This window comes from Leucobacter chironomi DSM 19883, assembly GCF_000421845.1.
GTDB lineage: Bacteria > Actinomycetota > Actinomycetes > Actinomycetales > Microbacteriaceae > Leucobacter > Leucobacter chironomi.
Map to the genome: position 1 here is coordinate 1 of NZ_ATXU01000020.1, position 13,305 is coordinate 13,305.

13 protein-coding genes are annotated in these 13,305 nt (G+C 68.1%); all 13 read right to left on the reverse strand.

Features of this window, described 5'->3' with window-relative positions:
• Positions 1-140: 140 nt before the first annotated feature.
• The 13 genes from H629_RS0113560 to H629_RS0113620 all read right to left on the reverse strand — a co-directional run bounded on the left by H629_RS0113560 (position 141) and on the right by H629_RS0113620 (position 13,119).
• Entirely contained in the window at positions 141-803 is a 663-nt protein-coding gene (locus H629_RS0113560) for a GntR family transcriptional regulator (protein WP_024357774.1), read from the reverse strand.
• Between the two features lie 50 nt (positions 804-853).
• On the reverse strand, positions 854-1,291 hold the full coding sequence (locus H629_RS0113565; protein WP_024357775.1) for a hypothetical protein: 438 nt from the start codon (positions 1,289-1,291) through the stop codon (positions 854-856).
• An 80-nt stretch (positions 1,292-1,371) separates the two neighbouring features.
• The gene (locus H629_RS0113570; RefSeq protein ID WP_024357776.1) at positions 1,372-2,373 is read right to left on the reverse strand and encodes an asparaginase domain-containing protein; all 1,002 of its coding nucleotides are present in this window, start codon (positions 2,371-2,373) and stop codon (positions 1,372-1,374) included.
• A 62-nt stretch (positions 2,374-2,435) separates the two neighbouring features.
• On the reverse strand, positions 2,436-3,350 hold the full coding sequence (locus H629_RS0113575; protein ID WP_017882714.1) for a polysaccharide deacetylase family protein: 915 nt from the start codon (positions 3,348-3,350) through the stop codon (positions 2,436-2,438).
• Between the two features lie 115 nt (positions 3,351-3,465).
• Positions 3,466-4,791: a type III PLP-dependent enzyme domain-containing protein gene (locus H629_RS0113580; RefSeq protein WP_024357777.1), complete on the reverse strand. Its 1,326-nt coding sequence runs from the start codon at positions 4,789-4,791 to the stop codon at positions 3,466-3,468.
• Positions 4,788-5,501 (reverse strand): SDR family NAD(P)-dependent oxidoreductase, encoded by a 714-nt coding sequence (locus H629_RS0113585; protein ID WP_024357778.1) that lies wholly within the window; start codon positions 5,499-5,501, stop codon positions 4,788-4,790. The genes H629_RS0113580 and H629_RS0113585 overlap by 4 nt, the downstream gene beginning before the upstream one ends.
• Positions 5,502-5,574: 73 nt before the next feature.
• Complete coding sequence (locus tag H629_RS0113590; RefSeq protein WP_029747024.1) at positions 5,575-6,351, reverse strand: SDR family NAD(P)-dependent oxidoreductase; 777 nt, start codon at positions 6,349-6,351, stop codon at positions 5,575-5,577.
• Positions 6,348-7,325 carry a cyclase family protein gene (locus tag H629_RS0113595; protein WP_024357780.1) on the reverse strand — a complete coding sequence of 326 codons (978 nt, stop codon included), beginning with the start codon at positions 7,323-7,325 and terminating at the stop codon, positions 6,348-6,350. The genes H629_RS0113590 and H629_RS0113595 overlap by 4 nt, the downstream gene beginning before the upstream one ends.
• A gap of 25 nt (positions 7,326-7,350) precedes the next feature.
• Entirely contained in the window at positions 7,351-8,193 is an 843-nt protein-coding gene (locus H629_RS0113600; RefSeq protein ID WP_024357781.1) for a carbon-nitrogen hydrolase family protein, read from the reverse strand.
• Positions 8,193-9,200 carry an ABC transporter permease gene (locus tag H629_RS0113605; protein ID WP_024357782.1) on the reverse strand — a complete coding sequence of 336 codons (1,008 nt, stop codon included), beginning with the start codon at positions 9,198-9,200 and terminating at the stop codon, positions 8,193-8,195. The genes H629_RS0113600 and H629_RS0113605 overlap by 1 nt, the downstream gene beginning before the upstream one ends.
• Complete coding sequence (locus tag H629_RS0113610) at positions 9,197-10,765, reverse strand: sugar ABC transporter ATP-binding protein (protein ID WP_024357783.1); 1,569 nt, start codon at positions 10,763-10,765, stop codon at positions 9,197-9,199. Before H629_RS0113610 ends, H629_RS0113605 begins: the two co-directional genes overlap by 4 nt.
• Positions 10,766-10,793: 28 nt before the next feature.
• Entirely contained in the window at positions 10,794-11,795 is a 1,002-nt protein-coding gene (locus H629_RS0113615) for an ABC transporter permease (RefSeq protein ID WP_024357784.1), read from the reverse strand.
• Between the two features lie 85 nt (positions 11,796-11,880).
• On the reverse strand, positions 11,881-13,119 hold the full coding sequence (locus H629_RS0113620; protein WP_161607979.1) for a substrate-binding domain-containing protein: 1,239 nt from the start codon (positions 13,117-13,119) through the stop codon (positions 11,881-11,883).
• Positions 13,120-13,305: the final 186 nt, after the last annotated feature.

Sequence of the window (13,305 nt, forward strand, 5' to 3'; positions counted from 1 at the left end):
CGCTCCACACAACGCGAACGCCCTCGTTCTCAAAACCGGGGTGCCCCCCAAGAGCACCGTAACACGAATACAGTCGTACCGTAATACCGTATTCCCAAGCATGCGGGATCGTGACCCCGCGGGGCCCTCGAATCCGACGCTCAGACCGCGGCGGCCTCCGCCAACCGATCCTCGGCGAGCGCGGCCGCCCGGCGCACGTGCTTGGCAGCAGCGCGCTGCGCGCCCTCCGCATCACCGGCGCGGATCGCCTCGACGATGCGCTCGAGCTCCTCGGTCATCGCCCCCATGCGGCCGGGCGTGGACAGCGTCAGCTTGCGCAGCTGACTGATGCGCGCCTTCACATTCGACAGCATGTCCCCGATCGCCGGGTTGTGCGAGGCGACGACGAGGGTGGTGTAGAAGTGGTCCTTGATCTCGAGCAGCTCGACGAACGAGGCCTCCGAGGCCTCCCGGATCCTCTGCAGATCCGCCTCGAGCAGACGCAGCTGCTCGGGCGTCGCGCGCAGCGCCGCCAGCCTGGCCGCGGTCGACTCCAGCGCCTCGCGCACCTCGTAGAGCGCCCGCGCCTCATCGACGCTGAGCACCCGCACGATCGGCCCCACGTTCGGCAGGATGTCGACGAGCCGCTCGGCCTCGAGCTGCCTCAGCGCCTCGCGGACGACCGTCCTGCTGACGCCCAGGCGATCGCACAGGTGCTTCTCGGTGAGCCGCGCGCCGGGCTGGAAGTCGCCTCGGACGATATCGGCCCGCAGCACGATGACCGCCTGCTCGCGCAGCGGGGCCGCGGTTCTCGCCAGCACCATCTCGTCTCCTAAGTTCGGCGGCCGGGGATCCCCCCGGCCGGTCGCGGGTTTCATCCGGCTCGCGCCGGTTCGGGCCGACGCGTCTGCACCAGCGCGAGGGCCTCCCGGAGGCTCCGCGCGGCTTCGACCTCCATGCTAGTCGTCGGCGCCCCGACCTCGACTCCGCCCGGGCCCACGGTGTAGCAGGCGACTTCACCGTCCACGGCGATCACGACCGGCGCCTCGAGCACCGGGGCGAGGACGACGATATCGGTGACGAGCGCCACTCGCGCCTCGGGGGTTCCGAGCGAGCCGGAGAGGTCGATGCAGTGCGACGGGGAATCCTCGCCGGTCGGCGCCCCCGATCCTCTGAGAGCGATGAGCTCGTTCACCGTGCCGACGATCCTGACGGATCCTCCGGCGCTCCGCAGCTGGAGGATCCTGCCGGGCAGCGCCCGAACGCGGATCCCGTCCGAGCGCAGTTCCCCGCTCAGCGCGTCGGCGAGCATCCGGTACTCCACCGCCGTTCGGAGCAGGGCGCTCTCCCACGGGGCCGCCGACCTGCCCGTACCGCACGCGCCGCACATCGCTACTCCCCCACCAGGCCGTCGATGATCCGCGCCTCGGCGGCCCGATAGAGCGCCAGCGCATCCTCCGGCGACCCGGTGCTCCCGATCGCGAGCGACAGCAGAATGCGCGCCTTGAGCCCGTCCCCGAGGTCGCTGATCGCCACGCCCCGACGGGCGAAGAAGATCTCGGAGCCGTCGTAGTTGTAGGTCTGCCTCGCGAGCGGGAAGCCGCCGGTGCGCGAAACGAGCACGACGGGGTGCCGATCCGCCACCTCTGCGATGCCGTGCGCCGCGCGCCGGTTCGTGTGCCCGTTGCCCATGCCGGCCACGACCAGCCCCCGGTAGTGGCCGGGGAACAGGCCGGGAAGCCAGGCGAAGGCGTCTCCGAGGGCGGCGGTGAGCAGCAGCACCCCGCTCCCGTTGCCGCTCGCGAGGTCGAGCACCGGGCGCTCGACCGGGGCACGATGGCGGAAGAACGAGCCCTCGACCATGACCCCGCACGGGCCGATCGGAGCGGACGCGAACGCGTCTGGCAGGAGCGTGTGGGTCTTGCGCACGTAGGCGGCCGGGTGCACCATCCCGCCGAGAATCACCACCGTCTCGGCGGCCACCGCTCCTGCGAGATAGTCGAGGCAGTCCTGGATGTTAGCCGGCCCGTCGGCGCCTGGCCGATCCGGAGTCCGCATCGCTCCCGTGCACGCGACCGGGATCCGGGCGCGCACGAGCAGATCGACCGCGAACGGCACCTCGTCGAGGGTGTCGGTGCCCTGGATGACGAGCACCCCCTCGCTGCCGGCGGCGCAGACTTCGTCGATCCGCGCCGCGATCCGCACGGCGTCTGCGAGCGACAGCCAGTTCGAGGGCAGCGGCGGCAGGTCGTGGAAGACGAGGTTCAGATCGGGTCTGCCCACCCGGTCCCCGAGGATCGCCTCAGCGCCGAGCGTGGGCTCGACGCCCGAGTCGCCGGCCTTCGGCACGGACGAGATCGTGCCGCCGACCGCGAGCACGTCGATTCGTTTCATGAGCGCCCTCTCCTGCGCGCCGTCGGGGCGGGCGCGTCACCCTCCCCGACGGGTGGCACCGGCTACCCCAGATCCCGGTCGAACGGGTACTTCGCGTTCGACTCGAACGGGAAGCGCCGACGGAAATCGCGGGCGATGTCGAGCGATGTCTCGAACGTGACCCCCGGCAGCTTCGCCATGTGCTCGATCATGCGCTCCATCATCATGAGCACGTGGGGGCGGCCCGAGACGTCGGGGTGGATGGTGAAGGGGAAGACGGCGTAGTCGTACTCCCGGTACACCCAGTCGAACTGCTCCCGCCAGATGTCCTCGATGTCGCGGGGATTCGCGAAGCCGTAGCTGTTCGGACTGTTCTTGTTGAACATCATGGGCGGCAGATCGTCGACGTACCAGTTGCCTCCGAGTTCGACGAGGTCGACCTCCGTGCCGCGCACGAGCGGCTTCATCCAGTCGCTCGCGTCCTTGGAGTAGTCGATCTTCGTCCAGGAGTCGCCGACTCGGGCGTAGAACGGCTGGAAGTCGTGAAAGCCCTGCGACTTGTCGTATTCGTACCCCGCCTCGAGCAGCAGGCTGGCGGTGTGGTTCGACATCTCCCACCATGGGGCGATGTACCCGCGCGGGCGCGTGCCCGTCAGCTTCTCGAGGATCTCGGTCGAATGGAAGATGACGTCGCGCTCCTGCTGCTCGGTCATCTCGATGCCGTTCTCGTGCGAGTACCCGTGGCCCCCGATCTCGTGCCCGGCCTCGACGATCCGCTCGACCATGTGCGGGAAGGTCTCGGCGGAGTGCCCCGGGATGAACCAGGTCATCTGGATGTCGTACTTCTTGAAGAGGTTCAGCAGACGGGGCACGCCCACCTCTCCCGCCCACATGCCGCGTTGGATGTCGTGCGGCGAGTCCTCCCCGCCGTATGATCCGAGCCAGCCGGCCACCGCGTCGATGTCGGCACCGAAGGTCACCTTGATCTCTTTTGCCACCTGCGTTTCCCTTCTCCATTGAACGAATCCGATTCACGTATCATCGTATTACCGTATTCTCGTAAAGTCCAGAGTGATCTGCCTGGCTCGCGCCGCGCGAGGAGCGCCCGTCCGCTCAGCCCAGCAGATCCGCCCCGCTGGCCGCGAGCAGACTCGCCATGGTCTGCGGTTCGCGCACCGGCTTGAACCCGACCGCGCCATTACCTGTGCCCTCCCGCTCCGCAGCGTAGATGCCCGGCGCCAGGATCGAGTTGTAGGTGAACGGGGTCGAAGCGTAATAGGCGCCGGTGTCGGGCACCACCACGATGTCGCCCGCGTCCAGGCGAGCGAGACTCCGGCCCCGCGCGATGAGATCACCCGCGAAGCAGCAGGGACCGGCGACGTCCTGCACGACCTCGCCCCCAGTCTTCGGCTCCCCGCTCCCCGTGAAGGGCAGGATCCGAAGCGGCCACGAATCGGGCATGAACACGGTGCGGGTGGCGACGTGCGCGCCCGCGTGGGTGACAGCGATCGGTCGACCGCCCGAGCTCTTCGTGTACTCCACGAACGCCGCCATGAACCCGGCCTTCGCGAGAATGCTGCGCCCGAACTCGGTGACGATGCGGTAGTCGCCCGAGAAGAGCCTGGGCACCTCCGACCTGAGCGCAGCGGCGTAGCGCTCGAACCCGGGATCGCCGTCATCGCTCTGGAAGTCGACGGGCAGACCGCCGCCGATGTCGATGGTGAGGATCCGCTGCGCTCCGGCCCGCCGGTTGATCTCGTCGGCGAGCGCCGTCACCTCGCGGATCCCCTCGACCATCATCTCCGACGCGACGCCCTGGGAACCCACGTGCACGTGCACGCTGTTCATCCAGGTCGCGCCCAGATAGGCCTCGATCACCCGGCTCCGACTCTCGGCATCCCGAATGCCGACCCCGAACTTCGACTGGGCGCCGGCCGTGCTCATCGCCTCGATGCTCCCCGTGCCGATCTGGGGGTTCACCCGGAAGCCGATCGAGCGTTCGACCCCATCGCCTCCGACCCCCTCCCCCAGGCGCCGCGCGATCCGTTCGAACTCCTGCAGATTGTCGATGTTGATCTGCGCGCCGCACGCGAGCGCTCGCTCGATCTCGCGATTCGTCTTCGCCGGGGAGTCGAACACGATCTCCCGACCCGCGAAGCCGGCGCGCAGCGCCATCTCGAACTCGCCCTCGCTCGCGACCTCCGCCCCCATCCCCAGCTCGCGCAGCATCCGCAGCAGCACGGGCAGACTGCCCGCCTTCGCGGCGAAGGCGTGCAGCACGTCCGGCCCGCCGGAGAACGCCCGGCGGAGACTGTCGACGTTCTCCCGCAGAGTGGCGCCGTCGATGAAGCTCGCGATCGGAGCCAGGTCGGGATGGAGCAGCCCCGCGGAGAGAGCCTCGCGCAGCACCTCCGCGCGGCGATCGGCGATCGGGTTCACGGCATCACGTCCCCGCAGTTGGGCCCGATGGTCTGCCCCACGAAGATACTGCCCGACGGCTCACCTGCGAGCAGCAGCACCGCCGGCGCCACCTCCTCGGCCCTGCCGAAGCGCCCGAGGGGCAGCTCCCGCAGCTTCGCGGCCCGCCACTCGTCCGACAGCGACGCGAGCATCGGGGTGTCGAAGGGGCCCGGCGCGACCGCGTTCACCAGCACGTTGTGCGGGGCGAGCTCGAGCGCGAGAGATCTCGTGAGATTGATCACCCCGCCCTTGGACGCGGTGTAATGCGCCATCTCGCGAGCACCCTTGATACCGAGCTGCGACGCGACATGGATGATTCGCCCCCAGCGGTTCCGCTTCATCTCCCCGGCCACCGCCCGAGCGACGCGCATCACCCCCGTCAGGTTGATGTCGACGACCCTCGCCCAGTCGTCGTCGTCCATCTCCGTGATCTCGTGCTGATCCCCCTGGATGCCCGACGCATTCACGAGGATCTCGACCGAGCCCCCCAGCAGCTCCGCGGCCCGCGAGACCGCCGCATCGACCGATGCGGTGCTGGCGACGTCGATGTCGATGTCGGCGCCCGCGAGATCCGCCGTCGCCACGCGGGCCCCCGCATCCCGGAGCTGCGCGCCGATCTCGCGCCCGAGCGTGCCCGCCCCGCCGACCACCAGGGTCCGCCGCCCCTGCACTCTGAACACATCGCCCATCAGTTCCTCCCTCAGTTCCCCCCGGTTTCGCCCGCGCGGGTTCCGCGCGCGCCAGCCGGTCCGTGCCGGAGCCCTACTCCGACTGCTTCACCGTGAGTCCTCCGTCGACCACGATCTCCGCCCCCGTGATGTAGCGCGCGTCGTCGCCGCAGAGGAACCGGATCGCCCCCGCCACATCCTCGGGGTCGCCGATCCGGCAGAGCGGCACCGTGGGCGCCAGCTCCCGCAGAGCCCGCTCGCCGAGCGACTCCACCTCGTCGAGCGACTGCGGCGTGCGGACGAGCCCCGGGATCACCGTGTTCACCCGGATGCCCCGAGGCCCGAACTCCATCGCGAGGCTGCGCACGAGGCCGCGGATCCCCGACTTCGCGGCGGCGTAGTGGGCGTGATCCGCCCAGCCGTAGATCGCGCCGGTGATCGACGCCACCGCGACGAGCGCGGCGCCCGGATCGAGTCGCGGCGCGGCGGCGCGGAACACGCGCATCACCCCGGTGAGATCGACATCGATCACGTCGTACCAGTCCTCGTCGCGCATGCGCTCGATGGAGCTCCTCCGCAGGATGCCGGCGTTCGCGACCACGGCATCGATCGACGCGAGCCGCTCGCCGGCCTCCGCGAGGAGCCGGTCAACCGACGCCGTCGATCGCACATCGAGCTCGACGGGGTGCGCTCGGCGGCCGAGACGCTCGACGTCGCGCACCACGATCGCCGGATCGTGCGGGTCCGCAGCGTGGTATCCGAAGACGACGTCGTGGCCCGCTCGGGCGAATCGCACCGCCGTCGCGGCGCCGATGCCGCTCGCGCCCCCGGTCAGCACGAGCCCCCGGGCCGGCCTCGCGGCCGCGCTCATCGGCTCAGCATCGGAAGCGCCAGGGGCCGCATGGGGGCCGCCGTCGCACCCGCGAATTTGATCGCAGCACCGACGAAGCAGAACTCCGAGATGTTCTCGCGCGCGAGGCCCTCGAGGTCCACCACCTCCATGATGGTGACACCCGCCTCGGCCATGAGATAGGTGTGCACCGGCAGCCAGTTGCCCTCCTCGGTCGAGGGGATCTGCTCGAGCGAGAGATTGTCGGCACCGATGAGCACCGCGCCCGCCTTCGCTAGGAACTCCGCGCCCTCGCGGGTGAGCCCGCCCTCGTTCTCGATGTACTGCGGCGTCGGCCACAGGGTCATCTGGCCGGTGCGGATCATGACGACATCACCCACCCGCAGCTCGACGTTCTGCCGCTTGCAGGCGTCCTGCAGATCCTTCGCGCCGATCCCGTAGCTCTGCGGCAGCACGTCGACCCCCAGCAGGGCCGCGATGTCGAGCATCACGCCGCGCGCGATGATCGGCGGCTGCTTCTCGGGACCGCCGATGTTCCAGACGCGGTTGCCGAGGTGCTCGTCGGCCTTGAAGTTGTTCCACATCGCGCCGTGGTAGCCGAAGTGATTGAGTGTGTCGATATGCGTGCCCGTGTGGGTGTACATCGAGATCGCGTCGCCCGAGTACGACACGAGTTCGTTCTGCGCCGCGTCCTGCAGCCCCATCGGGTCGTCGATGACGGTGCCGCGCGGGGTGTTCGTCATCCAGATCTGGTAGTCGGGCTGCCCGGCCGCGGTGAAGCTCGGCATGCCGAGGAAGTAGTCGACGCTCATGTCGATCACGTGGCCCATATCGGCGACCGACATCGCCGAGCGCATGGTGTCCGGCGTGATGAGGTTCAGCATGCCGATCTCGTCGTCCTTGCCGAAGGGGCTCTGGGTGTTCTTCCGGAACTCCGCGAGGTTCGCCGCGATCACGCGCTGCTGCGCGGCGTCCATGGTCAGAGGTGCGCACATGGTGGTTCCTTCTCTCTTCTCTGAGTTACGAGGCTGATGGTTCGGTGATGACCCGGTAGAGTTCGGGCCTCCGCGAGCCGAAGAGGTCGAGTTCGAAGACGCCCGGGTCGAAGACGATCTTCGATCGACGCGCCAGGTCGAGATCGATGTCCGCGGTGATGAGGTGGTCGCCCCGCCCGCACAGCTCCCGGATCGCGCCGTTCGGCTCGTAGATGCCGCTCAGGCCGACGAAGTCGACGCCGCGCTCGGCGTCGCCCCGGTCCGACACGAGCACGTACATCGCATTCTCCATGGCCCTGGCCGGCGGGAGGATGCGGGCGACGGGCTCGGCGGGAACCGCCCAGTTGGTGGGGTGCACCATGATCTCGGCGCCGAGCAGGCTGAGACTGCGCGCCCACTCGGGGTAGCGCAGGTCGTAGCAGATGCTCATGCCGATGATGCCGGCCCGCGTCTCGACGACGGCGGGCTGATTCTCGCCCACATCGACGAAACGGTCGGCGCCGAGGAACGGCAGATGGGTCTTCCGATAGCACACCACCCGATCGCCGTCGATGGTCGCCGCGGTGTTGTAGAGCCTGCCCGACGCCGCGTCGAGCTCGACGAACCCGACGACGACCACGATCCCGAGCTCGGCGGAGACCGCCGCGAGACGGGTGATCTCGGGCCCGTCGGCCTCGATCGACGCCGCCTCGGTCTCGGCCCTGGTGTCGAAGAGGTAGCCGCTGAGACCGCACTCGGGGAAGACCGCGAGTTCCACTCCGTCCGCCGCGAGCTCACGGATCGCCGTCTCATGCGTCGCGAGGTTCTGCTGCACGTCGCCGATGGCGGCTGAGATCTGGGCGACCGACACCCGAACGATGCGTGCCATCACTGCCGCCCTCCCTTGGTGCGGAGGAACTCCCACCCGCCGTTCACCACGATGGCCGCGATGAGCACGACGCCGAAGGCGACCTGCAGCACGTAGCTGGGGGCGCCGGTGGCCGTGAGGTAGTTCTGGATGAGGAAGATCAGCAGCCCGCCGATCGCGGCGCCCACCACTCCGCCGCGCCCGCCGAGCAGGCTCACGCCGCCCAGCACCGCGGCCGAGATGGCCTGCAGCGTATAGGCTTCGCCGACCGTGGCATCGGCTCCTCCGAGCACGATAACGAGCAGGATCCCGGCGATGCCGGTGCCCAGGCCCGCGATGACGTAGGCCGTGAAGCGCACCCTCGTCACGTTGATGCCGGCGGTGTAGGAGGCGCGATCGTTCGAACCGACCGCCCGCAGGTTGCGCCCGTACGCGGTGCGCATGAGCAGCCCCCAGAGCAGCGCGAAGACCACGATGATGAGGAGCATGTTGGGAATGCCCACGGTCGTGCGGTAGAACCAGCCGAACGTCTGCGTGTCCACGCCCACGGGAGAGCGCAGCAGCTGCAGCGCGAGGCCTCCGTAGATGAGGTAGGTGGCGAGCGTCGCGATGATCGGAGGGACCCGCAGGAACGCCACCAGCAGGCCGTTCAGCGCACCGTTCACGAGCCCGCACCCCACCGCGATGAGGATCAGCAGCGGCAGGGAGGTGACCCCCTGCGGCATCGCGATGCCGCCGATGATCACGGCGATGAGGCCGGCGGCCGGACCGACGGAGAGGTCGAGGCCGCCTCCGCCACTCATCAGCACCGGCGCCTGGGCCATGGCGAGCACGATGAGCGGCGACGCGTAGAGCAGCACGAGCTGCCAGCTGCCCGACCCGAAGAACGCCGGGCTCTGGATGACCGTCATCACGATGAGGACGACGAGTGCGACCGATACGGGCGCCCAGTACGGGATGGTCTGGACGAGGCCGCCCTTCGGGGCCGAGAGCTTCTTGCCCATCGGCTCAACGGTTCTCGTGTTCATGCGGGGTTCTCCTCGGTCTGGAAAGTCGCGCCGTCGCGGACGCCGAACATCGCGGAGAGGATCTCCTCCTGCGTCCGGTCGTCGCCCTCGAGCACTCGGGCGACGGAGGATTGGCGGCACACCGCGATGCGGTCGCTGATGAGCAGCAGCTCCTCGATCTCGGTCGACAGCATCACGATGGCGACCCCGTCCGCCGCGAGACCCGAGAGCAGCTTGTAGAACTGGCGTTTGGTGCCGACGTCGACGCCGCGCAGCGGATCGTTCAGGATGATCACCGACGGGTTCGCGTTGAGCCACCGCCCGATGAGCACCTTCTGGGCGTTGCCGCCGGAGAGCTGGGACACGGGCACACTCGTGTCGCGCGGTCGCACGCTGAGCTTGTCCATGTACACCCAGGTCGCTTCCTCGAGCTTCTTCTTGCGGAAGAAGCCGAGCGTCGAGATCGCCTTCGTGGTCGCGATGATGAAGTTCTGCGCGACGCTCAGGGGCGCGAACAGTCCCTCCTCCTGGCGCTTCGCGGGGACGTAGGCGACGCCGCGCTTGAAGGCCTGGCGGTAGTTCCGCACACTGCGCTGCGGCTCGCCCGGCTGGGTGCTCAGCGACACGCTGCCGGAGGCGGGCGCGTGCAGGCCGGCGACGGTCTCGGCCAGCTTCGACCCGCCCTGCCCCTCGAGGCCCGCGATGCCGAGGATCTCGCCCGCTCGCACGTCGAGGTCGAAGGGCGCTGCACCCGAGGAGAGGGAGACGCCCTGCAGCGCGAGCCTCACCGCCGCTTCCTCGCCGTCGGCGCGCACGGCACGCTCGTGCACGTAGTCGGAGGCGTCCTGCTGTCCGCTCATCATGCTGATGAGCCGCTCGGGCGTGGCCTCGGCCTTCTCGACCACTCCGACCAGCCGACCGGATCGCTGCACCGTCGCACGGTTGATGAGGATCTCGAGCTCGTCCATGCGGTGCGACACGAAGAGCACGCTGCGCCCCTCCGCGCGGCTCTCCTTGATGATGTCGAACAGCCGGTCACGGGTCTGGATGTCGAGCGCCGAGGTCGCCTCGTCGAGGATGAGAAGCTTCCAAGGCCTCGCAAGCGAGCGGATGAGCGTCAGCACCTGGCGCTCCGCCACCGACATCGCGTGCACCGGACGGCGCAGCAGCGAGGCGTCGTAACCGAGGCGCTCCGCGAACTCCAGCGCCTGTTCGCGCTCGACGCTGTTCTTGCGGTCGCGTTTGAAGAGGCCGTCGACCCCGAGGAACACGTTCTCGATGGCGGAGTTGCCGTCGGAGATCAGCGTCTCCTGGAACACGGTGTTCACGCCGTGCCGCTGGGCGTCGGAGGGGTTGTTGAACACGACCTCCTCGCCCGACACCATCAGCGAGCCCGAGGTGGGTTTGATGATGCCGCTGAGCAGCTTCACGATGGTGCTCTTGCCGGAGCCGTTCTCGCCGACGAGGCCGTGCACCTCGCCGGGCAGTATCTCGATGCTGCAGTCCTGGATGGCGAGCGTGTTGCCGTAGCGGTGCTCGTCCACTTGCAGCGACACCAGGTAGTCGTCGCGCTTCGTCGCACTCATAGTCTCGTCTTTCATCTGGATCTCCCGTTCACAGTCGGTTCGCGATGTGCCGGTCGCGTCCGTAGATGGCGATGAGCACCAGGATCACGAGCCCGAGGAAGACCTGCTGCAGGTTGGAGCTCACGCCGAAGCCGATCAGGAGCATCGTGAACTGGGTGGTGAGCAGCACGCCCGCGATCGTGCGCCCGTAGCCGCCCCGCCCGCCGAGCAGTGAGGTGCCGCCGACGACGACCGCCGTCAGCGTCTGGAACATGTAGGGCACGCCGATGTCGGCGGACGCGGTGCCGCTGAACCCGGCGAGCAGGATCCCCGTCATCGCCGCGAAGACGGCGCTGAGGGTGTAGACCACGGAGCGCACCAGCCAGGGCCTGACCAGTGCGTAGGTCGCGGCGGTCGAGTTGGCGCCGAGCGCGTACATCTGCAGGCCGAACGCGGTGCGGCTCTGCAGCAGGATCGCGACCACGGCGATGACGATCCACAGCAGGATCACCGCGGGCACCGGGATCGGGCCCGTCGAGGCGACGGGCGAGACCGCGTCGGTGATGAATTGCGGGATCACCCCGCCGGTGCGGCCTCCCGTCGCCCAGAGCACGCCGCCCGTGATGATGGAGCCGGTGCCGAGCGTGATGATGAGGGGGTGGATCGGCAGCACGCTGGAGAGCACGCCGTGCACCAGCCCGATGACGATCGACAGCGCGAGCAGCAGCAGCAGGATCATGCCGAAGGGGACGCCGCTCGCCGTGAGCTTCGCGACGGCGACGCAGGCGAGGCCGATGACGGCGGGGATCGAGAGGTCGATGCCGCCGGTGATGATCGCCCAGGTCTGCCCGACCGAGGCGATGCCGAGGATCGCCGCGAGCACGAGCAGCGATGTGATGCCCGTCACCGTCAGCACGGAGGGCATCTGGATGCCGATCACCGCCATCATCACGACGGGCGCGATGAAGACGAGGTTCGGTGCGATCTTCGCTCTGAGGGATTTCTTCGTGTCGACGCTGATCTCAGTCGTCGTGGGAGCTTCGAATGCCATTTCTGTCCAATCCTGCGATGCAGGTCGGGGCCCTTTGGCAGCAAAGGACCCCGACCTCGATCGAATGGGTACGACGATTCGCCGTTTATTCGATGGGGAGAGTGGTCAGCACCGGAGCGAGCTTCGGAGCAGGATCACCACCCTCGAACAGATCGTCGTAGTAACTATCCGGCACCGACTCACCACCCACCGGCTGCGTCGAGCACACACTGTTCAACGTCATCGCCGGATCGTAGTACTCATCGAAATTGTCAGCCGTGATCACCTGCGGCGGATACAGCAACGTGTTCACCACCGGCTTCTGACCCGACAGCATCCGCAGCGCGACCTTCATCGCCTCCACAACACCCTGCCCCGCACCAGCCGACAACGAGATCGACTCCGCACCCGTCGACTCCCACTGAGCCATCGCATTGCACGGACCCTCGAACCCGGTCACCGGAACCGCGTCACGACCAGCCTGCGAGAGCGCCTCGTTCACCGGAACGTTGCACACCCCGCCATCCCACACACCCGCGATCTCACCCGGATGCGTGCTCAGGTAATTCACCATCTGCGACTTGATCACCGCGGAATCCCACTCACCCGTGATCTCATCCACATTCAGACCGGCATCCTCGAACGCCAGCCGCGCCGCCAACTGCCGCGCCTCCGCCGTCGCCACACCCGGAATACCGTTACACATCACCACGTTCCCGGAACTGCCCGACGACTCGATCTGATCCACCAGCCAATCCGCAGTCACCTTCGCAGCCGCGAACGCACCGAAATCAGAATGGATCACACTCGTGCACTCCGTACCCGACTGCATCACCACCGTCAGCACCCCGGCCGCCAACGCCTGATCAAACGCCTGGCACACCCCGATCGACGGCGGCTGCATCGCAAGAATCAGATCACACCCCTGCTGCACCAGACTATTGACCTGATTCGCCATCAGCGTCGCATCATTATCAGCATTCGTGACCGTCATCTCACCCTCGGCCAGACCCTGCGCCGCAAGATCCTTCACCAGACCCTGCGCCACCTCCAGACCCTCGATACGCCACGTGTTCCCCTGGAACGAATCCGCGTAACACACCTTCCACGGACCCTCCGGAGCCTCATAATCCGCATACGGATTCGGCCCCAACCGAGTACTGTTCCAGAACCCCTCGTAATACTCCTGCACCGACGCCGGAAGCGCCTCCAGCACCTCCGTATCCTGCTCCGTCGGCTCAGCATCACCCGGACGCATCTGCGTATACGCCCCGGCCCCATCACCCCCCGGAGCTCCCGCGATCTCCCCGCCACCCGACGAACACGCCGCCGTGAACAACAGCATCCCAGAGACCAGAACCGCAGCGACCCTACCCGCCACGCCCCTGACTCGAAGCCGATCACCCATCACAGACTCCTAATCCTCATTGATTGGTCGCTCCACACAACGCGAACGCCCTCGTTCTCAAAACCGGGGTGCCCCCCAAGAGCACCGTAACACGAATACAGTCGTACCGTAATACCGTATTCC

Coding starts and splice junctions, on each gene's coding strand:
- H629_RS0113560 (WP_024357774.1), bottom strand. CDS start 803: ATGGTGCTGGCGAGAACCGCGGCCCCGCTGCGCGAGCAGGCGGTCATC.
- H629_RS0113565 (WP_024357775.1), bottom strand. CDS start 1,291: ATGCTCGCCGACGCGCTGAGCGGGGAACTGCGCTCGGACGGGATCCGC.
- H629_RS0113570 (WP_024357776.1), bottom strand. CDS start 2,373: ATGAAACGAATCGACGTGCTCGCGGTCGGCGGCACGATCTCGTCCGTG.
- H629_RS0113585 (WP_024357778.1), bottom strand. CDS start 5,501: ATGGGCGATGTGTTCAGAGTGCAGGGGCGGCGGACCCTGGTGGTCGGC.
- H629_RS0113590 (WP_029747024.1), bottom strand. CDS start 6,351: ATGAGCGCGGCCGCGAGGCCGGCCCGGGGGCTCGTGCTGACCGGGGGC.
- H629_RS0113595 (WP_024357780.1), bottom strand. CDS start 7,325: ATGTGCGCACCTCTGACCATGGACGCCGCGCAGCAGCGCGTGATCGCG.
- H629_RS0113600 (WP_024357781.1), bottom strand. CDS start 8,193: ATGGCACGCATCGTTCGGGTGTCGGTCGCCCAGATCTCAGCCGCCATC.
- H629_RS0113605 (WP_024357782.1), bottom strand. CDS start 9,200: ATGAACACGAGAACCGTTGAGCCGATGGGCAAGAAGCTCTCGGCCCCG.
- H629_RS0113610 (WP_024357783.1), bottom strand. CDS start 10,765: ATGAGTGCGACGAAGCGCGACGACTACCTGGTGTCGCTGCAAGTGGAC.
- H629_RS0113615 (WP_024357784.1), bottom strand. CDS start 11,795: ATGGCATTCGAAGCTCCCACGACGACTGAGATCAGCGTCGACACGAAG.
- H629_RS0113620 (WP_161607979.1), bottom strand. CDS start 13,119: ATGCTGTTGTTCACGGCGGCGTGTTCGTCGGGTGGCGGGGAGATCGCG.